The sequence below is a fragment of the Vibrio sp. YYF0003 genome (genome assembly GCF_036350715.1).
Classification (GTDB): Bacteria; Pseudomonadota; Gammaproteobacteria; order Enterobacterales; family Vibrionaceae; genus Vibrio; species Vibrio natriegens.
In genome coordinates this window covers 23842-45918 of the sequence record NZ_JAZDWA010000012.1, presented here as the reverse complement: position 1 = coordinate 45918, position 22077 = coordinate 23842, and the positions used below count along the sequence as shown (strand labels likewise).

Annotated in this window: 19 protein-coding genes; 11 read left to right on the top strand and 8 right to left on the bottom strand. The window is 46.5% G+C overall.

Features of this window, described 5'->3' with window-relative positions; all coding sequences use genetic code 11:
• Positions 1-30: 30 nt before the first annotated feature.
• A complete protein-coding gene (locus V1U08_RS21660; RefSeq protein WP_014233234.1) occupies positions 31-525 on the top strand; it encodes an MgtC/SapB family protein in 495 nt (164 codons plus the stop codon).
• Positions 526-600: 75 nt separating this feature from the next.
• Here V1U08_RS21660 and V1U08_RS21655 read toward each other — a convergent pair whose 3' ends face one another.
• The 3 genes from V1U08_RS21655 to V1U08_RS21645 form a co-directional block, all read right to left on the bottom strand.
• Positions 601-1164 (bottom strand): VC2662 family protein, encoded by a 564-nt coding sequence (locus V1U08_RS21655; protein ID WP_065300315.1) that lies wholly within the window; start codon positions 1162-1164, stop codon positions 601-603.
• Positions 1165-1569: 405 nt separating this feature from the next.
• Entirely contained in the window at positions 1570-3216 is a 1647-nt protein-coding gene (gene groL, locus V1U08_RS21650) for a chaperonin GroEL (protein WP_014233236.1), read from the bottom strand.
• Positions 3217-3293: 77 nt separating this feature from the next.
• Complete coding sequence (locus V1U08_RS21645; RefSeq protein ID WP_005381516.1) at positions 3294-3584, bottom strand: co-chaperone GroES; 291 nt, start codon at positions 3582-3584, stop codon at positions 3294-3296.
• A gap of 218 nt (positions 3585-3802) precedes the next feature.
• Between V1U08_RS21645 and V1U08_RS21640 the strand changes: the two genes are divergently transcribed.
• Positions 3803-5188 carry an MATE family efflux transporter gene (locus V1U08_RS21640; protein ID WP_065297484.1) on the top strand — a complete coding sequence of 462 codons (1386 nt, stop codon included), beginning with the start codon at positions 3803-3805 and terminating at the stop codon, positions 5186-5188.
• An 85-nt stretch (positions 5189-5273) separates the two neighbouring features.
• Here V1U08_RS21640 and pfkA read toward each other — a convergent pair whose 3' ends face one another.
• The 3 genes from pfkA to V1U08_RS21625 all read right to left on the bottom strand — a co-directional run bounded on the left by pfkA (position 5274) and on the right by V1U08_RS21625 (position 8065).
• A complete protein-coding gene (gene pfkA / locus V1U08_RS21635) occupies positions 5274-6236 on the bottom strand; it encodes a 6-phosphofructokinase (protein ID WP_014233238.1) in 963 nt (320 codons plus the stop codon).
• A gap of 285 nt (positions 6237-6521) precedes the next feature.
• Positions 6522-7430 (bottom strand): CDF family cation-efflux transporter FieF, encoded by a 909-nt coding sequence (gene fieF, locus V1U08_RS21630; protein WP_014233239.1) that lies wholly within the window; start codon positions 7428-7430, stop codon positions 6522-6524.
• A gap of 122 nt (positions 7431-7552) precedes the next feature.
• Entirely contained in the window at positions 7553-8065 is a 513-nt protein-coding gene (locus V1U08_RS21625; RefSeq protein WP_014233240.1) for a CpxP family protein, read from the bottom strand.
• A 190-nt stretch (positions 8066-8255) separates the two neighbouring features.
• Between V1U08_RS21625 and V1U08_RS21620 the strand changes: the two genes are divergently transcribed.
• From V1U08_RS21620 to trmL, 3 genes are all read left to right on the top strand, one after another.
• The gene (locus V1U08_RS21620) at positions 8256-8945 is read left to right on the top strand and encodes a response regulator (protein WP_065300317.1); all 690 of its coding nucleotides are present in this window, start codon (positions 8256-8258) and stop codon (positions 8943-8945) included.
• A complete protein-coding gene (gene cpxA, locus V1U08_RS21615) occupies positions 8945-10342 on the top strand; it encodes an envelope stress sensor histidine kinase CpxA (protein ID WP_330471401.1) in 1398 nt (465 codons plus the stop codon). Before V1U08_RS21620 ends, cpxA begins: the two co-directional genes overlap by 1 nt.
• 179 nt (positions 10343-10521) lie before the next feature.
• Positions 10522-11001: a tRNA (uridine(34)/cytosine(34)/5-carboxymethylaminomethyluridine(34)-2'-O)-methyltransferase TrmL gene (trmL, locus tag V1U08_RS21610; RefSeq protein ID WP_014233243.1), complete on the top strand. Its 480-nt coding sequence runs from the start codon at positions 10522-10524 to the stop codon at positions 10999-11001.
• A gap of 70 nt (positions 11002-11071) precedes the next feature.
• Here the strand turns inward: trmL and V1U08_RS21605 are convergent, their stop codons facing one another.
• A complete protein-coding gene (locus tag V1U08_RS21605; protein WP_014233244.1) occupies positions 11072-11605 on the bottom strand; it encodes an FxsA family protein in 534 nt (177 codons plus the stop codon).
• Between the two features lie 385 nt (positions 11606-11990).
• On the opposite strand from V1U08_RS21605, the gene aspA reads away from it, so the two are divergent.
• The 4 genes from aspA to V1U08_RS21585 all read left to right on the top strand — a co-directional run bounded on the left by aspA (position 11991) and on the right by V1U08_RS21585 (position 17727).
• On the top strand, positions 11991-13442 hold the full coding sequence (aspA, locus tag V1U08_RS21600) for an aspartate ammonia-lyase (protein ID WP_020336214.1): 1452 nt from the start codon (positions 11991-11993) through the stop codon (positions 13440-13442).
• Positions 13443-13614: 172 nt separating this feature from the next.
• The gene (locus V1U08_RS21595) at positions 13615-14922 is read left to right on the top strand and encodes an anaerobic C4-dicarboxylate transporter (protein WP_014233246.1); all 1308 of its coding nucleotides are present in this window, start codon (positions 13615-13617) and stop codon (positions 14920-14922) included.
• Between the two features lie 161 nt (positions 14923-15083).
• Positions 15084-16904: a protein-disulfide reductase DsbD gene (locus tag V1U08_RS21590; protein WP_330471400.1), complete on the top strand. Its 1821-nt coding sequence runs from the start codon at positions 15084-15086 to the stop codon at positions 16902-16904.
• 193 nt (positions 16905-17097) lie between these two features.
• A complete protein-coding gene (locus tag V1U08_RS21585) occupies positions 17098-17727 on the top strand; it encodes a response regulator transcription factor (protein ID WP_014233248.1) in 630 nt (209 codons plus the stop codon).
• A 166-nt stretch (positions 17728-17893) separates the two neighbouring features.
• Here V1U08_RS21585 and V1U08_RS21580 read toward each other — a convergent pair whose 3' ends face one another.
• Entirely contained in the window at positions 17894-19636 is a 1743-nt protein-coding gene (locus V1U08_RS21580) for a potassium/proton antiporter (RefSeq protein WP_014233249.1), read from the bottom strand.
• 388 nt (positions 19637-20024) lie between these two features.
• Between V1U08_RS21580 and V1U08_RS21575 the strand changes: the two genes are divergently transcribed.
• On the top strand, positions 20025-20288 hold the full coding sequence (locus V1U08_RS21575; RefSeq protein ID WP_020336217.1) for a DUF4212 domain-containing protein: 264 nt from the start codon (positions 20025-20027) through the stop codon (positions 20286-20288).
• 12 nt (positions 20289-20300) lie between these two features.
• Positions 20301-22028: a sodium:solute symporter family protein gene (locus V1U08_RS21570; RefSeq protein ID WP_014233251.1), complete on the top strand. Its 1728-nt coding sequence runs from the start codon at positions 20301-20303 to the stop codon at positions 22026-22028.
• The last annotated feature ends 49 nt before the right edge of the window (positions 22029-22077 follow it).

The window sequence follows — 22077 nt, the reverse complement described above, 5'->3', positions numbered from 1 at the left end:
TATGCATACTCCGCGCTTTTGGAGGTCAAGATGCATACAACATTCGAACAAATTTTCGATCTTGGCCCATTTAGTTGGTCTGCTCTTCTATGCTGTGCCATCAATGGGTTAATGATTGGCATAGAACGCCAGACCCGTGGTAAACCGGTTGGCATTCGCACTGCAATACTCATTATTTCAGGCACCTATCTTTTTATGTCGATGGCGGTATCCTTATCGCCGAACACGCTTGATCAGGCACGTGTACTGGGTCAAATCATTACCGGTGTCGGATTTCTGGGCGCTGGTGTAATGATGACGCTAGATGGCAAAATCCACGGTGTGACTTCTGCGGCGGTCATCTGGGTACTAGCCGGGTTAGGCTTAATGATTGGTCTTGGTTATTTGTCTCAATCAGTGGTCATCACCGTACTGACTTTAACCGTGTTACTGGGCGTTGATGAAGCGGAGCGACACATCAAGTCCTTACGTCGCGGTGTGCATCAAAGAATACAGCGCAGAAAGTCGTCTCGCTTAATCAAATAAGCTCAAACGTGAGATATAAAAAGACCCCGACATCAGTTCGGGGTCTTTCTGTTTAAGTATTACTATAACTGCAGATTATTTCGCGAAGTTAATCAGAGGGAAACACTTCAAGAAGCCGTTATCCGCACAGTTAAGCAGACCAATTTGAATACCGTCGATTTGGTCTGTCATGTTGAAGAAACCTAGCTGGAAGTTAGACTTTTTAGAGATACTTGCCAGACCAACATCCGCCATTGTGTAACCTTGGGAGTAGTTCACCGCGCTCCAGTTAAGGCCTTTCACATTGTTAGTAATGTTAACCGCACCCAGGTTTAGGCCTGTTGTTTGGCCACGGTTCCAGTTAACAAGGCCAAGTGAAGCACCTTTCATTTCTTGGTTTACTTTCGCTGCGCCGAAGAACAGACCAAAGTTAATACCGGTTGTACGATCGGTTTCAGACATACCAAGTAGAGAGAAATCGACCCCTTTCACTTCGTTAACCTGTCCGTGTAGAACAGCTAAGCGAACACCGCCCACTTCAGAGCGAGACGGCGCATTAATGTGATCAATTGTAGAAAACATCACAGGAGTGCTGTCAGCAAGCGCAACAGGTGATGCAACAGCGGCTACCACTGCCAAAGACGTCAAAAGCTTTTTCATTCTTATCTCCGTTATATTAAGCATTACTTACAACATAGCGTATGTGTACTCATTTTCTACTAATCGTATGAAAAAATTTCACTCGCATGCCATATTTAACAAGTTGACTATAATAGAAAAAATCTACAACGACCATATTTCAATATTTTCTGAAGTATTTCTTGTACCAGTCCCACACAATGGCGATGTCATGTTCAGCCACGAATCTGGATAAACAAATACGACGCATCGCCTTTAAATCAGTATTTCATCGCACTGCATAAACGACCAATTGAATTGCGATGACGTATCAACAAATCAAAAACGCCAAGCACAAAAAAGCCGAGGTAAAAACCTCGGCTTCTTCTTGGTTTGGTCAGTTACCTCTTCGCTATAAAACGTTACAGCGATAAGGTAAGCAGCGTATTACATCATGCCGCCCATACCACCCATACCGCCCATGCCGCCCATATCAGGCATGCCTGCGCCGTCTTTCTGTGGCATATCAGTAACCATTGCTTCAGTTGTGATCATCAGACCAGCAACCGATGCTGCGAATTGTAGTGCGCTACGAGTTACTTTAGTTGGGTCTAGGATACCCATCTCTAGCATGTCGCCGTATTCACCTGTCGCTGCGTTGTAGCCGTAGCTGCCTTCGCCTGCTTTCACGTTGTTCGCTACTACTGACTCTTCGTCACCCGCATTCTTCGTGATTTGACGGATTGGCGCTTCCATTGCACGTAGTGCAACGCGGATACCAACGTTTTGTTCTTCGTTGTCACCTTCAAGGCCAGCAATCATAGATGCTGCACGGATTAGAGCAACACCACCGCCTGCTACTACGCCTTCTTCAACCGCTGCGCGAGTTGCGTGAAGTGCGTCTTCTACGCGGTCTTTCTTCTCTTTCATTTCAACTTCAGTTGCTGCACCAACTTTAATTACTGCAACACCGCCAGCTAGCTTAGCTACGCGCTCTTGTAGTTTCTCTTTGTCGTAGTCTGAAGTTGACTCTTCGATTTGCTGACGAATCTGAGCAACACGGCCATGAATCATTGTTTCTTCACCGATACCATCGATGATAGTCGTGTTTTCTTTCGTGATAGCAACGCGCTTAGCCTGACCTAGGTCTTCTAGCGTTACTTTTTCAAGCTCTAGACCTACTTCTTCAGAAATCACTGTACCGCCAGTTAGAACCGCGATGTCTTGTAGCATTGCTTTACGACGGTCACCAAAACCTGGTGCTTTTACTGCCGCAACTTTCACGATGCCACGCATGTTGTTCACAACTAGTGTTGCTAGCGCTTCACCTTCTACGTCTTCTGCGATGATTAGCAGTGGACGAGATGCTTTAGCTACTGCTTCTAGAGTTGGTAGAAGTTCACGGATGTTTGAGATCTTCTTATCAACCAGAAGGATGAATGGGTTTTCTAGATCAACAGAACCTGCTTCTTGGTTGTTGATGAAGTAAGGAGATAGGTAACCGCGGTCGAACTGCATACCTTCAACTACGTCTAGCTCGTCTTGTAGCGCCTGACCTTCTTCAACAGTGATAACACCGTCGCGGCCAACACGTTCCATTGCTTCAGCAATGATGTTACCTACGCTTACGTCAGAGTTCGCAGAGATAGTACCTACCTGTGCGATAGCTTTAGTGTCGTTACACTCAACAGACAGCTCTTTTAGCTGTTCAACTGCTGCTGCTACTGCTTTGTCGATACCGCGCTTAAGATCCATTGGGTTCATACCCGCTGCTACTGCTTTCAGACCTTCGTTTACGATTGATTGCGCTAGTACTGTTGCTGTTGTTGTACCGTCACCTGCAGCATCGTTTGCTTTAGATGCTACTTCTTTAACCATTTGAGCGCCCATGTTCTGGAATTTGTCTTCCAGTTCGATTTCGCGCGCTACAGATACACCATCTTTAGTGATTGTTGGTGCACCGAAAGATTTATCTAGAACGACGTTACGGCCTTTAGGACCTAATGTCACTTTTACCGCGTCAGCCAGAACGTTTACACCTTCTAGCATCTTAACTCGTGCGTCATTACCAAATTTAACGTCTTTAGCAGCCATCTTTGATTTCCTTTCTACAATTCTTTAAGTTCGACTTGGTTTTTGAATCTGAGCAAAAAATTACTCAATGATTGCTATTATTCAACGATTGCCATGATGTCGTTTTCAGACATAACTAGCACTTCTTTACCGTCGATTTTTTCAGTCTTAGTGCCGTAACCTTCAGCGAAGATAACAGTATCACCAACTTTAACGTCCAGCGGTAGCACTGTGCCGTTTTCTAGAATGCGGCCTTTGCCTACAGCTAGAACAACACCGCGAGTTGATTTTTCCGCAGCAGAACCAGTCAGAACGATTCCACCAGCTGACTTAGATTCAACTTCTTTACGTTCAACGATAACTCGGTCATGTAATGGACGAATGTTCATTGGTCGTCTCTCCTGAAAATTTCCATGTTTATTTGATAATTGCCCTTCTGGGACACGTGATCACTATATAAGGGGTCCAATGAACGATCCCAAGGGGCGAGCATGATTTTTTTGTGACTTAGTTAAAAGATCGCAACGGTTTGCGTGAGAAATGCGCACTCGCTCACCTTCCTGCTTTCTTGTATCCTTGCAGTTTATCCACCAGATAGACGTTAAACATGCTGGAAAAAAACAAGCCGGAACACCAAGCAACAGATAAACATGGTTTGTTGAGCGCGCCCATTCCCGAAACACTGAGAAAAATGACGGTCCCGATGACGGTGGGCATGATCGCGATTTTGATGTTCAATCTGGTCGATACATTCTTTATTTCTCTGCTCGGCACTCAAGCCCTAGCTGCCATTAGTTACACCTTTCCGGTCACCTTTGCCGTTAACTGCATTACGATGGGCATTGGCATGGGGCTTTCGACCAATATAGGCCGATTACTCGGACAGGGGCACTCAACACAAGCCGCGCGTTTTACTACTCATGGTCTACTGTTAGCTGTCATGCTAGTTGCGATCGCGTCATCAGTTGGCTTTGTGACCATCAGACCATTGTTCGGTTTTCTTGGCGCGACTGACGATCTTCTTCCACTCATCGAACAGTACATGCAAGTGTGGTATCTCACCATTCCATTACTGGTGATCCCAATGGCTGGCAACAGTGCAATCCGTGCGACGGGTGATACGAAAACCCCAGCTAAAATCATGATGCTGGCAGGGTTGATCAACGGGATGCTGGATCCGCTACTGATCTTCGGCTTGGGACCTTTTCCTGAACTTGGAATTCAGGGCGCAGCAATCGCGAGTGCTTTTAGTTGGCTAGGTGCTTTAGTCGGCTCATCATACTTACTGGTTAAACGGGAAAAACTTCTGGCTAAGCCGCAGTGGTTACATCTGAAACAAGATTGGCAACAGACATTGAAAATCGGTACGCCTGCGGCCTTCTCTACCGCAATGACACCTCTGTCAGGCGCTATTTTGATGATGCTGCTGTCAGGCCACGGAACCGCAGCTGTTGCCGCTTATGGCGCAGCACAGCGCATCGAGTCGATACTGATTCTGGTATTGATGTCACTGACCTCAGCTTTAACGCCGTTCATGGCACAAAATCTCGGCGCTAATAATCCACAACGGGCATTTGCAGGATTATTCCTCAGCATGCGCTTCGCAGTTGTGTTTCAGGGACTTATCTTTCTGGCAATGGTGCCTTTGAGCATCCCGCTGGCCGCTCTTTTTTCACAAGAAGAAGCGGTTAAAAACCTGCTTTGGCATTATCTCCTTGTTGTGCCGTTCAGCTACGGTTTTCAGGGTATTGTGATGATATTAGTGAGCGGGCTTAATGCGATGCACAAGCCATTACGCGCTTTCCAGTGGAGTTTTATGCGCCTGTTCATCTTTACATTGCCAGCGGCTTGGATTGGCAGCTACCTGTACGATGTTGAAGGGCTATTTATCGGTATTGCGGTGGGTAATATATTAGGTGGGTTACTTGGTTATATGTTTGCGCTCCGCGAACGAAAGTTAATGCTGGTAGAACAAAGCATTTCCTCTTCATGAACCCTGTCCTCCCCTCGCTTAGAAAAACAGAGACAAAAAAACCGCGTATCAACGCGGTTTTTTATTTTAGCTAAGAGTGGTCTACTTAGAACAACTCTTCTGCAACCTTGTACAAGTCATTACGTACAGGGCGCTTCATATTTTCGATCGCATCAATAATATCGTGATGAACAAGCTGCTCTTTCACGATACCAACACAACGGCCACCGTGACCTTCCATTAGAAGGTGAACAGCGTAGTTACCCATGCGAGATGCAAGAACACGGTCAAATGCAGTAGGACGACCACCACGTTGGATGTGACCAAGTACTGTCGCACGAGTTTCACGGCCTGTTGCCGTTTCAATATCACGTGCAAGCTCGTTTGCATCCATCATCAGTTCAGTAAGAGCAATGATTGCGTGTTTCTTACCTTTTGCGATACCGTCTTGAATGTTGCCGATCAGCTTCTCTTTATCAAGACCCGTTTCTGGTGTGATGATGTACTCACAACCACCAGCGATAGCAGACATCAGAGTCAGGTCACCACAGTGACGGCCCATGATTTCTACAATTGAAATACGTTGGTGAGATGAAGAAGTGTCACGTAGACGGTCGATTGCATCAATAACTGTGTTTAGTGCAGTTAGGTAACCGATAGTGTAATCCGTACCCGCAATGTCGTTATCGATAGTGCCTGGCAGACCGATACATGGGTAACCCATTTCAGTCAGTTTCTTTGCACCCATGTAAGAACCGTCACCACCAATCACTACCAGTGCGTCGATACCGTGTTTCTTCAGGTTCTCAATAGCTTTTTCGCGTACTGCCACTTCCTTGAACTCAGGGAAACGTGCAGAACCCAGGAACGTACCACCTTTGTTAATAACATCAGAAACACTAGAACGATCTAGCTTCTCGATGCGGCCTTCATAAAGACCTAGGTAGCCATCGTACACACCAAACACTTCCAATCCTTCAGAAAGTGCTGTGCGTACCACGCCGCGTACTGCAGCGTTCATACCAGGTGCGTCACCGCCACTTGTTAAAACACCGATCTTCTTAATCATGCTCACCCTCGATCTTTGGCAATCAATTTATTTAATTTTCTTCTAGGCCCCTTGTCACCAAGCAACCTGCATAATCCAGAACTGTGCGTTATGTTACATTTCCTATACCGGATTACCAATGAAAACACACATTTTTATGTAACTTTTCTACTTATGTAAGAGTATTACAGCTTCTACTATCAACTTCGTTGATTCACATCAGTATCAGGATTCTTAAAGCGTATTGATGGAAAGATAGACAATAAGCGCCTATTTGTCGTCAGACGCTTTTGTATTTTTCGAGCTCTACCAATCTTGCTCTTTCTGTTCTTTCTCTGGTCCATAAATGACAGATATCGGATCTTGGTGGATCAATACATCCGCTTCAGGAAAGACAGACAAGAGGTTTTCTTCCACTTTATCAGCTATATAGTGGGCTTCGATTAAACGTAAGTCATCATCTAGCTCGAGATGTAACTGAATAAAACGTGTCGGCCCGGACATCCGTGTTCGTAACTGATGAACACCTCTCACTCCTTTCACGCTCAAGCACTGAGTGTGAATTTCCTCTAATTCTGTATCAGGCAGTTTTCTGTCCAATAAAGTTTGAGTCGCTTCATTCACCATTTTGAAAGCACTGTAAAGAATGAACACGCCAATACCAATCGCAAACACCGCATCCGCTTGTGTGACACCAAAATAACTTAACCCGAGCGCGACCATAATGGCCGCGTTCATATAAAGGTCAGTCTGATAGTGAAGTGAATCGGCTGCAATGGCTTGGCTGCCTGTCACTCGCACTACGTGCTTCTGAAACGTCACCAAACCAAGTGTAACGACAATAGCAAACAACGAGACATAAACGCCGAGTTCAGGAGTATGTAAAGCCTGAGGGCGGAAGAAACGCTCAACCCCATTAAGGATCAAGAATACCGCGGAGCCGGAAATAAACATGGCTTGCGCCAGGGCAGCTAATGACTCCGCCTTGCCGTGGCCAAAAGTATGTTCCCTGTCTGCTGGCTGCAAGGCATAACGAACCACGACTAAATTCACCACCGACGCGGCAATGTCCAGCATAGAGTCAATAAGAGAGGCTAATAGGCTGACCGAACCTGTCACCCACCAAGTGATGACCTTAACCAGTAAAAGAAGCGTTGCCGTGATTGTTGCAGTCCAGGCTGCTGTCGTCACTAAGCGTGCGTATTGATGTTTCATAATCAAAGAGTTAACTCAAACCATAACCAAAGTATACCTCGATAATTATTTAATGAGTATGAAATAGCCAGATCAAAAAGAGGCAGCCAGGGCTGCCTCTTAAGATTATTTCGTTGTGTCGGTTAGTTGCTGCTTGGTTTAGTCATGCGTTTTTGCATTCTTTCACCACACTGTTGCATACGTTCATTTTGCAACTTCACAAACTCTGCTTTTTGCTCAGGAGTCAGTACACTCAACATTTGGTGTTTTTTCTCCAGCATTTTTACACGGCGTTCGGTTTGTTTTTCTACCATTTCTTTGGCTAACGCATTCGCTTGAGCTTCATCAAAGTTATCCGCTAGCACAAGAGCCTGCATTTTTGCGTGGTAAGCCTGGCGCTCCGCTCGACGAGCATCACGTTCTGCCGCATTTTTACCTTTCATCTCCGCACGATTAGCGTCGCGAAATGATTGTAATTGCTCTTTTTGCGCGTCGGTCAGATCCATTTGACGCATAATTCCTCGGTCCATTCCTGGACCACATTCGTCACGAGGACCTTTTTGCTGGTCTTTACCACCGTAGGCGAAGGCACCTGCAGCACCAAGAGTAAGTGGTAGAACAACGGCAGCTAACACAATTTTTTTTGCAGATTTCATAATTTGATTCCTCATACATCTGATTGCTTCTTCTGGGCTGTTCTCCCAGCGCTTGAGTATAGAATAGGACGCGCTAGGTAAAGTGACGTATAGAGAGCGTAAAGATTCGTAAAGAGTGATTTTTATACTCTTCGTCACCCATCATTCCAATGTAATATTAAATAAAAGGTAATTGATGGTAGGTCCCTAAATGGCAAACATTCTTTTGATTGATGACGATATAGAGCTAACTAGCCTGTTAAAAGAAGTGCTCAGCTTCGAAGGATTTGAAGTCAGTGAAGCGAATGATGGAGAAGCAGGTTTAGCTGCCGTGACAAGTGAAGTCGATTTAATTTTGCTGGATGTCATGATGCCTAAACTCAACGGCATGGAAACATTAAAGCGCTTGCGTGAAAACTGGGAAACTCCCGTACTAATGCTGACAGCCAAAGGCGAAGAAATCGACCGAGTGATTGGCTTAGAACTAGGGGCAGACGATTACTTACCAAAACCCTTTAGTGACAGAGAGCTACTGGCCCGCATTCGCGCCATTTTACGCCGTACCAGTGCAACACAAAAGGACAATAAAAGCGGTGACTGCATTGAGTATCAAGAGCTTCGTCTTTATCCAGGCAAGCAGGAGGCTTACTGCGATCAGTTGCTTCTTGATTTAACGGCAACAGAATTTGCTTTGCTCACACACTTTGTACAACACCCTGGGCAAGTACTGACGAAAGAAACCCTGAGCTTGGATGTGCTTGGCAAGCGACTCGCCGCTTTTGACCGCGCGATTGATATGCACGTCTCCAACTTACGCAAAAAACTGCCCGACCAAAGTAATGGCAAGCCACGTATCAAAACCTTGCGTGGCCGAGGCTATATGTTGCTTGAGGAAGATTAATGAGCCAAATATCACGCATCAAACTGCCAAATATTAACAGCTTGTATGGACGCATATTTGCCATCTTCTGGTTCACCATGTTGTTGGTGTTAATCGCTGTGCTATCACTACCGCATCTGGATCCACGTAAAGCGCGTGATATTCCAAGTGCGCCTTATCAGCGCATGCTAGAAGTGCGTGACGACATTCAGAATCAATACAGTAAAGAAACTGACCTTGGCCGCATTCTATTTAGTATTGAGGGACGTCGCCAAAATAAAAACGACCCTCGGCCACGGATGTTCTTTTCTGACTATAACGGCAAAATATTAACCACTGATCACCGCAACAACTTTCAAATGCGGGCGATGCAAAACTTTGTTTCCATCATTGAAGACAATAATCAGCCAAAACAAAAGCTCTATGGCCGATACATGGTCGCCGGGCCAGTGCCAATTACATTAGCCGGTTCTGACCTTTTAATGTACGTCGGCTTTAAATGGAATGAGCCACCGCCACTGCTGCTGAGACTGTTTGATCACCCTGTTCAGTTATTACTTGCCGTCATGCTGGCAAGTACACCTTTGCTACTTTGGCTAGCATGGGCATTGAGTCAGCCTGCACGTCGACTCGAAGCCGCCGCACAGCGCGTAGCCAAAGGAGAATTTGTCACAGACCCTAATCTGGAGAAAGGGACTTCAGAGTTCCGTCAGGCGGGCAGCAGTTTCAACCAGATGGTCGAAGCCGTAAATCAGATGATATCCGGTCAGCAACGCCTGCTCTCCGATATCTCTCATGAACTGCGTTCACCACTGACTCGCCTGAGAATGGCCAATGCATTAGCGACACGCAAACAAGGCGAAAGCCCAGAGCTAACAAGGATTGATACCGAGGCTCAGAGGCTTGAGCAAATGATCAGTGAGCTACTGGAGCTGTCCCGAATGCAGGCGAATAGCCACATGACACGTGAAACTCAACCGATTCAAAGTTTGTGGGAAGAGATCATTGAGGACACTCAATTTGAAGCGGAACAAATGGGTAAACAATTGCGTTACTCCCCGCTACCTAAAGGCAGTATTTCAGGCAACCCTAAGTTGCTAATGAGCGCTGTGGAAAACATCATTCGCAACGCCATTTACTACGGGAAAGATCAGGTTGAAATTAATCTAGAAACGCAAGGTAACACTCTGCACATCACCGTAGATGATAACGGTGAAGGAGTGCCAGATGCCGAGCTGGAAGCCATCTTCCGACCATTCTACCGAGTCTCTACCGCTCGTGACCGTCACACTGGCGGAACAGGATTAGGGCTGACGATCACCGAAAGTGCCATTCGTCAACACAGCGGGACCATTGTCGCTAGTCGCAGCCCACTAGGTGGATTGCGTATGACGATAACATTGCCTTTGAGTTTGTAGTCAAAGCTCACATCATTCAACTGATCAGGTAAACCCTCCGTCTCAGGAGGGTTTACTTTTTCTCAACACGGTTCATCCATTGGACTAGCATGTGTAGCTTTGCCAATACTTGGTGTATACCCCAGTCGTAGCTACGGTATATACTGCCTCTCTCTTTTGACTAACTCTATTTCTATACCATGTTTGATATCGCTTTATACGAACCAGAAATCGCGCCGAACACCGGCAACATCATTCGACTTTGTGCCAACTGCGGTGCAAACCTTCATTTGATTGAGCCACTGGGTTTCGATCTGGAAGAGAAAAAAGTGCGCCGTGCAGGCTTGGATTATCATGACTTGGCTCGAGTAACACGTCATAAAAACTATCAGGCATTCTTAGACTATTTAGAGGAAGAGAAGCAAGGTAACTACCGTCTGTTCGCTTGTACAACCAAAACGACAGGTCACCATGTAGATGCTCAGTATCAAGCCGGTGACGTGCTGCTTTTCGGTCCGGAGACCCGTGGTTTACCTGCGGAAGTGATTGAAAGCCTGCCTATGGAGCAACGTATTCGTATTCCAATGATGCCAGATGCCCGCAGCCTGAACTTGTCGAATGCCGTAGCCATTATTGCATTTGAAGCATGGCGTCAGATGGGCTTTGAAGGAGCTCAATAATCGCTGGATTATAGTGGCAAAAAAGGGCGCCAGATGCGCCCTTTTATCTTCTGCTTGTACTGGTAATTGATCAGTTAAGCTTATTTCGGTCATTACGATCGTCATCGTCGTCTTTACGCTCGTATTCACCTTCGAAGGTATTGCCATTATCCGAGCGAGAATCGAATGGACCACGACGGAATGGATCATCGTCAAATGGCCCCTGCTGCCCAGAAAAACCGCTGTGGAAGCCACCACCGTGGACCGTTTTCACCACCATTTTACTCATCAGGTATTTTGCAATCGCAGCTCTAGGCGCAGGCAACAATACCAACATACCAAGTGCATCCGTCATAAAGCCCGGAGTTAACAGCAGCACGCCAGCTACAGCCAGCATGACACCTTCAAAAATCTGCTGAGCAGGAATTTCACCTTGCTCAAGACGCCCCTGAACTGACATCAGAGTTTGAATACCCTGACTACGCACGAGTGACGCCCCAACAAACGCGGTGATGATCACCAACGCAATGGTCGGCCAGAGGCCTAAAAATCCGCCTACCTGAATAAACAAGCCGATTTCAATGATCGGAACAAAAATAAACGCCAATAATAAGATAGGAAACACACGCCCTCCTTTGTTTAATTCAGTGTAATGGTAAAAGCTAACCAAGCTCAAACGAATCGTTGTAAAAAAGCGTGTTCAGCACTTGTTGATGAAGTAAAAGATGCCTTTCCATTGGCACGAAGCAGATAGCCATAATCACAAACATGAACAGTAGAAACACTGTCCTGAAACGTAAGGCAATAACCTGTTCATACTTTGCAAACTATTGACGCATTAAAAACCAAAAAGGTGATCTAGTTACTATTTTTATGTGCTAGGTAAAGTATGATGTGCCACATAAGTCAGGACGGATTTTCCAGCCCAAAATTCTGATGAATGGATTCTAGATTGCAGAATAGGCTAATACTCAACCATATTATTAGAATTATCATCTAAGGATCCTGTTATGGCTACTCTATCTGATGCTCAAAAAGCAGTTAACTCAGCCACTCGTATTGAAGAAGATCTATTAGGTCAACGTCATGTCCCTGCAGATGCGTACTACGGTATTCACACTCTACGTGCCATCGAAAACTTCAACATCTCTAACGTAACCATTTCTGACGTACCTGAATTTGTACGTGGTATGGTAATGACCAAGAAAGCCGCAGCGTTGGCAAACAAAGAACTTGGTGCGATTCCAAAAGATGTTGCTAACTACATCATCGAAGCATGTGATTTGATCCTGGAAACAGGCAAGTGCATGGATCAATTCCCTTCAGACGTATTCCAAGGTGGCGCTGGCACTTCTGTCAACATGAACACCAATGAAGTGATCGCCAACGTTGCTCTTGAAATCATGGGTAAAGAGAAAGGCCAGTACGAGTTCGTCAACCCGAATGATCACGTAAACAAAAGTCAGTCAACTAACTGTGCTTACCCTACTGGCTTCCGTATTGCGGTTTACAACAGCGTACACAAGTTGATGGAAGCGATTGAGTACCTGAAAGGCGCATTCGAACTTAAAGCAATTGAGTTCAAAGATGTACTTAAAATGGGCCGTACTCAGCTACAAGACGCGGTACCAATGACGGTTGGTCAAGAGTTCCACGCTTGGGCGGTAACATTAAACGAAGAAATTCGTGCTCTGGACTACACGTCAAAACTACTTCTAGAAATTAACTTGGGCGCGACCGCTATCGGTACGGGCCTGAACACACCAACCGGTTACCAAGCTCTGTCGGTAAAACACCTGGCTGAAGTAACAGGTCTGGACGTGGTTCCTGCAGAAGACCTTATCGAAGCGACGTCAGACTGTGGTGCTTACGTGATGACACACAGTGCCCTAAAACGTCTGGCAGTGAAACTGTCTAAGATTTGTAACGACCTGCGTCTGCTTTCATCTGGCCCACGTGCTGGTCTGAATGAGCTTAACCTTCCTGAAATGCAAGCCGGCTCTTCTATCATGCCAGCGAAAGTGAACCCTGTAATCCCTGAAGTTGTAAACCAAGTGTGCTTTAAAGTACTGGGTAACGACAACACGGTATCTTTCGCAGCAGAAGGCGGCCAGCTACAGCTAAACGTAATGGAACCAGTGATCGCGCAAAGCATGTTTGAGTCCATCTCACTACTGCAAAATGCGTGTATTAACCTGCGTGACAAATGTATCGATGGCATCACAGTGAACAAAGAAGTCTGTGAAAACTACGTATACAACTCCATCGGTATCGTAACCTACCTGAACCCATACATCGGTCACCATGAAGGCGACATCGTCGGTAAGATTTGTGCGGAAACCGGTAAGAGTGTTCGTGAAGTCGTGCTAGAGCGCGGTCTGCTAACAGAAGAAGAACTTGACGAAATCTTAACTGTTGAAAACTTCATGCATCCAACTTACAAAGCGAAACGCTACGAGTAAGTCATCATCCATAGGGGCCTATAAGGCCCCTTTTTAGGGTTCCGTACGGTTAACCACACTTTTTCTAAGCTTTTTAATGCCATAGCTCTTGGGCTCTGATTCTCTGAACATTTACTCCTGTTCCTGAGTGTTCAAAAAATCAGAATCTATACAAACTAAAGAGGTATCTATAATGGTCATGGTCGAACTCTTCGTGGTTCTGCTCTTCATCTATTTGGGAGCGAGAATCGGCGGTATCGGCATCGGTTTTGCCGGTGGTGCAGGTGTCATTGCATTGTCTTTGATCCTAGGCGTTCCTACTAGCCAGGCTTACATCCCTGTTGATGTAATTTTGATCATCATGTCAGTGATTACCGCTATTGCAGCAATGCAAGTTGCAGGTGGTCTGGACTGGATGGTGCAAGTTGCCGAAAACTTTTTGCGTAAACACCCTGAACGCATCACCTTCTATGCGCCAATCGTGACATACATAATGACACTAATGGCGGGTACTGGTCACACCGCGTTCTCTACTTTGCCAGTAATTGCCGAAGTGGCTAAAGGTCAGGGCGTTCGTCCTTCCCGTCCTTTGTCTATCGCCGTTGTCGCATCGCAAATCGCCATCACAGCATCTCCAATCTCTGCGGCTGTGGTCGCTTTCGCAGCCATGCTTGCTCCATTTGGCGTCGATTACCTCACTCTACTCGCTGTGTGTATTCCAACCACATTCATCGCTTGTATGGTCGGTGCGTTCATTGCGAACTTCATGGGCAGTGAACTAAAAGACGATCCTGAATATCAACATCGTCTGGAAAATGGCCTCATCAAACTCAATACTGAAGAAAAACGCGAGATTCTACCAACAGCGAAGAAAGCAACGTTTATCTTCCTTGGCGCTATCGCCTTCGTAGTGTGCTACGCAGCAGCAATCTCTGGCTCTGTGGGTCTTATCGAGAACCCAGCACTGGGTCGTAACGAAGCGATCATGACAGTCATGCTTGCGGCAGCAGCTGCCATCGTAATGAGCTGTAAGATCGACTCGAGCAAAATCCCAGCGGCAGCAACATTCCGTTCTGGTATGACAGCGTGTGTTTGTGTACTTGGTGTTGCATGGCTAGGCTCTACATTCGTGAACGCGCACGTTGATGGCATTAAAGAAGTGGCTGGTGCACTTCTAGCAGACTACCCATGGATGCTTGCATTGGTGCTCTTCTTCGCTTCTATGCTGCTTTACTCACAAGGCGCAACGACTGTTGCACTGATGCCTGCAGCATTAGCGATTGGTGTCGCACCACTGACTGCGGTTGCATCATTCGCGGCGGTAAGTGCGCTGTTCGTACTACCGACTTACCCAACGCTACTTGCCGCGGTTGAGATGGACGATACAGGCTCAACACGTATTGGTAAGTACGTGTTCAACCACCCGTTCTTCCTACCAGGTGTCGCAACCATCGCATCAGCGGTGACATTAGGCTTCATCTTCGGTGGCCTGCTGATCTAGCAGAAACAGAGTCTTACTCGGGGAGCTTCGGCTCCCTTTTTTATTGCCAGAATTTGAACGTATTGATTAACAAATCTTCACTTTGATGAAACTTATCGGTTAGTCAGCAGGTCTGATTGAGTTACACTTACGGCAATTAGCTAAGACGAATTGAACATTTTATGCGTGCATTACTTTCCGTATTACTCTTAGGGTTGATTACCTTTTCTGCGCCTTCTTTAGCCTTATTTGGCAAGGACCAGTTTAACAATAGTCAGAACAACAACTTCGGTAACAGCAGCGACAGCTTTGTTCCTGTTGATCAAGCGTTTCCGTTTAATTTTTATCAGCAAGATGACAAGCTGATGCTCGACTGGCAGGTACGTGACGGCTACTACCTGTATCAAGAACGTTTGTCGGTATCCGGCGAGAATGTCACGCTTGGTGAGTTAGACATGGAACGTGGTACACCACACAAAGATGAGTTCTTTGGAGAGGTGCATATCTATACCATGCCACTATTTGTCAATGTACCACTGTCAAATTGGCAGGAAGGTGCACGCGTTATCGTCCAGTATCAAGGCTGTGCCTCAGCAGGTTTCTGCTATCCACCAGAAACGCGGGTCATTCCTATCAACGCATTTACGTCACCGGCAGGTTCCGCAGCTGCCACTGCACCACAACAGCCACCCCAAAAACAAACAGCACAAGCCACGCCAAAAGTAACAAACACAGCGCCAACAGCGCCTGTTACGCAGCAAGACAGCCTGGCGACAAACCTGGCTGAAAGCTGGTGGACGCCACTGCTGTTTCTAGCTTTAGGTGTCGGCCTTGCTTTTACTCCTTGTGTACTGCCTATGTACCCGATCCTGACCAGCATTGTGCTTGGTAGCGGGAAACTCAGCCAACGACGTGCACTTGGCTTGTCGTTTATTTACGTACAAGGTATGGCGCTGACTTATACCCTGCTTGGTCTGGTCGTTGCCTCTGCTGGTATGCAGTTCCAAGCGGCGATGCAGCACCCGTATGTACTCATCGGTCTGAGTGTCTTATTCATCGCGTTGGCAATGTCGATGTTTGGCCTGTATTCGCTGCAACTCCCAAGCAGCGTGCAAACTTGGCTCAATAATCTAAGTAACAAACAGCACGGTGGCAGCGGTACTGGCGTGTTTGTGATGGGTGCCATTTCCGGTTTGGTATGCTCACCATGCACCACTGCGCCGCTCTCTGGTGCGCTGCTTTACGTCGCGCAAAGTGGCGATCTGCTAACCGGTGGAGTTGCTCTGTACGCTCTGGCCATGGGAATGGGGATTCCTCTGATTCTTGTTGCGGTCTTCGGCAATAAACTGCTGCCGAAAGCGGGTAACTGGATGGGTCGGGTTAAAACGCTATTCGGGTTCATTCTGCTCGCTGCCCCTATCTTCCTGCTTGAACGCCTGTTACCTGAAATGTGGTCAACATTACTTTGGTCTGTGTTGGGTGTGGCTGCTTTTGGCTGGCTATATCATGTGAAAAACAGCCTCGAGTTTGGCGGCTGGAAACAGAGTGCCGTTGGAATTATTGCCGTTCTGGGATTATTCGCTTCCGCACAACCTGCGTTGAATTATTGGTTTGGTAACAACGAAACTCATGCTCAACAAGCCAGTGTCAGTTTCACGCGGATAGCGAATGTCACAGAACTAGAAGAACAACTGGCGTTAGCAAAAGCGGCAGGTAAACCGGTCATGCTCGACTTTTATGCCGACTGGTGTGTGGCCTGTAAGGAGTTTGAGAAGTACACCTTCCATTCGCCAAAAGTCGAAGAAAAGTTGCGAGATTTTGTGTTACTGCAAGCGGATGTGACCAAAAATCAGGTTCAAGATATTGAATTACTCAAGCGTATGAACGTCCTTGGCCTACCAACGATTGAGTTTTGGAACAGTAAAGGAGAACACGTTTCAAACGCTCGTTTAACGGGTTTCATGCAGGCAGAACCTTTCTTAGAGCACATCAATCAGTTCTAATCAGACAAATTCAAACGCCAGTAATTTTCTACTGGCGTTTTTATTGCACAAAACAAAAAAATAAAATGAGGGTTATATGCATTTTCTCTAATAAAAGTCGATTTGGTTCAGACTTTTAGCGAATAAATATTGTCCACAATCTCAAAGCTGGACAATAATAAATTTAACCAAATAGTCAAAAGTGTTTAACGTCATGGATTCGACCTACACCATCATCATTGCTGATGATCACCCTCTCTTCCGTAATGCTTTGTTCCAATCGGTACACATGGCGGTGAGTGGTGCCAATCTTCTCGAAGCTGACTCACTCGATGCCTTACTTGCGTTATTGGAGAGGGAAGAGGAGCCAGACTTAGTGCTGTTGGATCTCAAGATGCCTGGCGCAAATGGTATGTCGGGCCTGATTCACCTGCGTGCTGAATACCCTGACTTACCAGTAGTTGTCGTTTCAGCCAGTGAAGAGCCTGCTATCGTAACTCAGGTTAAAAGTCACGGCGCTTTCGGCTTCATTCCTAAATCAAGCGATATGCGTGAACTCGTTAATGCGATCAATCAGGTGCTTAACGGCGACCCGTACTTCCCTGAAGGTCTGATTACCAATAATGCTGCATGTAGTGACTTGGCAGAGAAGATTGCCACGTTGACGCCGCAGCAATACAAAGTGTTGGGGATGTTGTCAGATGGCTTGCTGAACAAACAAATCGCTTATGAGCTGAATGTATCAGAAGCCACCATCAAAGCGCACATGACGGCGATTTTCCGCAAGCTGGGCGTGAAGAACCGCACTCAAGCTGTCATCATGTTAACGGAAATGAACAACTAAGGCTGATACCAATCGTAGTAAGTAACTGGTCATCCTAGCTTGTTAAAACACTAGATAACTGCGTTATAATTTTTGATTGTAGAATAACTACTTATCGAAAAATTCCGCCTTGTTCTCAAGCATTTTTCCTGCGCTATTTCTGACCATTGTCTTACTGTGATTGATATTACTCTTCTTCCGATTCCTCTTGTTCAGTAGGCAAGCGTAAGCCTACTTTGGTCACTTGCTGATCGACTACATCAGCAATAATCCAATGCAGCCCTTGCCATTCAAACTGGTCACCCAGTACAGGGGCTGTTCCCAGTTGTTCTTCCACCAAGGTTCTCAGTGTAATACCCAGCGCTTCCTCGCCAAGATCCAAACCATACATCATGGCAACATCGGCCAGTCTGACTTCAATATCCAAAAAGAAATCACCAAAGAAACGAGTCATTGATGCTTTTTCTGGAGCTTCACTAAACAACAGGCTCAACGCATCTAAATCTTTCTCTTGAGCAAAGACACACAAAGTATCATCTTCTTCCAGCTTGGTACTTCCAGATGGGTGCATCAATTCCTGATGGCGAAAGACCGCCGCAATACGCGTGCCTTCCGGCATAGACAAGCTACGTAATGGCTCCCCGATACACCATTTGTCTGCTTTCAATCGATAGATAAATAGCTCCCACTCACTGGTAGGATAAACCTCGACACCAATTCGCGATATTGGCTCCGGTTTTGGAGGCAGTTCTACTTTGGCTAGCGACATTGCTTTAGTCAATGTGCCTCCCTGAACAATCAGCGAGACCATAACAACGAAGAACGCGAGGTTGAAATAAAGCTGTGCATCAGGAAGGCCTGCCATCATCGGGAACACCGCCAAAATGATCGGCACGGCACCACGCAACCCCACCCAGGAAACAAACCACTTTTCGCGCGGCGTAAAACTTTTGAATGGCAGTAAGCCTACCCACACTGAAATTGGACGAGCAAACAGAATCATACCAAAGGCGAGTGCCAGCCCCGGCAAGGCTATCGACAACAGATTCGAAGGCGTGACCAGCAAACCAAGCACGAGGAACATGCCTATCTGGGCCAACCATGTCATTCCGTCCAGCACATGAAGAATCGAGTGACGGCTGCGCGTAGGGCGATTACCTAATAACAGACCGACTAGGTAAATGGACAGAATGCCGCTACCACCGAATGTATTCGATAAGGCAAAAATCAGCAGACCACCACTGACGGTCAGAATGGAGTACAAGCCATCCGGTAGCTGATTGCGGTTTATGATCTTCCATAACAACCAGCCACCAGCAATACCAAGCAATGCACCAATGCCAAACTGCTTCACAAAGCTCAGTGCTAAAAAGCCGACACTTAACTCCGCACCTGAGCTCGACAAAATAGCAATTAAGGTAACGGTGAGAAATACCGCCATCGGATCGTTGGTACCGGATTCGATTTCCAGCGTTGAGCCGACACGCTCATTGAGACTGCGCCCTTTCAGTAGTGAAAACACCGCAGCAGCATCGGTAGAGCCCACGATAGCGCCCACAAGAATCCCTTGCAGTAAGTCCAGATCAAACAGCCAGGTCGCCATCAAACCGGTTAAAAGCGTCGTCATTGCCACACCCAGCGTGGCTAATGACACCGAAGGCCACAACGCCACCCGGAAGCTCGCGACTCGTGTTCTCATGCCACCATCAAGCAGAATAATCGCTAAAGCTAAGTTACTGACTAAATAAGCAATTGAGTAATTATCAAATAATATTCCGCCTAAGCCATCTTCTCCGGCCAACATACCAACCGCAAGAAACACGAGAAGAATAGGAATACCCAGTTTCGAGGACACAGGGCTTAGAAGAACGCTCAGTGCAATCAGCAATGCACCGACGAGAAAAAAGCTATTGATGGTGTTTGCGTCCATTCCACTCTCCCTAATATAAAAGTTATGACCAACGTACTAAGACCGTTAGTCTAACCCCTTATCGTGTCTCAATGCTTTAGTTGAAACGAAAACTTTATGTAAACAAATAACTTGTAGCAATGAGTATAGGTTTCATGAAACAAATGAAGAAAAGATAACGCCAGCAAAAATAATTAGTGAAAAATGTCATTTCGCATTAGACCTTAGGCTAATTTAACACCACGTTAACATACTAAAATCCTCTTACAATTGCCTTAAGCGCCCATTCTACGGGCGTTTTTTGATTTTTATGCCCCGACTAAAGTTGAAAAGAGTTCTTGCCAACACCTTGCTAATGTACATGGTGAAACATTTTTTTAACAACAATACCAATCGTAAGGAGACGGCAATGGCGTTTGAAAGCGAAGAAAGAGCCAAAGCCTACTGGGACAAGAACGTGAAGCTAATGATTGGCCTAATGGTCATCTGGTTCTTAGTGTCTTTCGGCTGCGGCATTTTATTTGTCGATGTACTCAATCAATTTCAACTAGGCGGATACAAACTTGGTTTCTGGTTTGCTCAACAAGGCTCCATCTACGCCTTCCTGGGTATTATTTTCTACTACGCGTGGAAGATGCGCAAAATAGACCGTGAATTCGGCGTGGATGAGTAAGGAGTCACTCAGATGGATTTGAAAACTATTACCTACCTGGTTGTTGGCGCAACCTTCATCCTGTACATCGGGATTGCGATTTGGGCGCGCGCAGGCTCAACCAAAGAGTTCTATGTTGCGGGTGGCGGTGTAAACCCAATCGCGAACGGTATGGCGACAGCAGCAGACTGGATGTCAGCGGCGTCGTTTATTTCGATGGCGGGTCTGATTGCCTTCATGGGATACGGAGGTTCTGTATTCCTAATGGGTTGGACTGGCGGTTACGTTCTGCTTGCTCTGCTTCTTGCTCCTTACCTACGTAAGTTCGGTAAATTTACCGTGCCAGAGTTTGTCGGTGAGCGTTTCTACTCTAAGACAGCGCGTATCGTAGCGGTTGTGTGTCTGATCATCGCGTCAGTAACCTACGTTATCGGTCAGATGAAAGGCGTAGGTGTTGCATTCGGTCGCTTCCTAGAAGTAGATTACGCAACAGGTCTACTGATTGGTATGTGTATCGTATTTATGTACGCTGTACTAGGCGGCATGAAAGGCATCACATACACGCAGATTGCTCAATATTGTGTACTCATTCTTGCTTACACTATCCCAGCAGTATTTATCTCTCTGCAATTGACTGGTAACCCAATTCCGCAAATTGGCCTTGGTAGTACCATGGCGGGAACCGATGTCTATCTACTCGATCGGCTCGATCAGGTGGTGACCGAACTCGGCTTTAGTGAATACACCACTCAAGTTCGTGGTGATACACTAAACATGTTTGCTTACACCATGTCACTGATGATCGGTACGGCTGGTCTGCCACACGTAATCATCCGTTTCTTTACGGTACCTAAGGTTCGTGACGCACGTACATCAGCAGGTTGGGCACTAATCTTCATTGCTATTCTTTACACAACTGCACCTGCAGTATCAGCAATGGCGCGCCTAAACCTAATGAACACAGTTAACCCAGCTCCGGGCCAACACTTGGCTTATGACGAGCGTCCTGCTTGGTTTAAGAACTGGGAAAAAACAGGCCTGCTAGGTTTCGATGATAAGAACGGTGATGGCAACATTCAGTACACTTCTGATGCGGCTACTAACGAGCTAAAAGTTGATAACGACATCATGGTACTGGCTAACCCAGAGATTGCTAAGCTACCAAACTGGGTAATCGCATTGGTTGCGGCAGGTGGTCTGGCAGCAGCACTATCAACCGCTGCGGGTCTACTACTGGCGATTTCGTCCGCGATATCTCACGACTTAATCAAAGGGGTCATTAACCCGAATATCTCCGAGAAGAAAGAGCTCCTTGCCAGCCGGATTTCCATGGCAGTGGCAATTGCGGTAGCAGGCTACTTAGGTCTACACCCACCGGGCTTCGCGGCAGGTACCGTTGCACTGGCCTTTGGTCTGGCAGCGTCCTCTATCTTCCCTGCATTGATGATGGGTATCTTCAGTAAGAGCATCAACAAAGAAGGCGCTATCGCAGGTATGATCGCAGGTATCAGTATTACACTGTTCTACGTATTCCAACACAAAGGTATCCTATTCATCGCGGATTGGACTTACCTAGAAAGCTGGGGCAGCAACTGGTTCCTAGGCATTGAGCCAAACGCGTTTGGTGCAATTGGTGCGCTATTCAACTTCATCGTGGCGTTCGCAGTATCGAGAGTAACAGCAGAAACACCACAAGAAGTGAAAGATCTGGTTGAGCACGTACGTGTACCAGTAGGTGCGGGCCAAGCTGTCGATCACTAATTATAATTAGAACCACAAAGCCCCGTCTGGAAACATCTGTCCGGGGCTT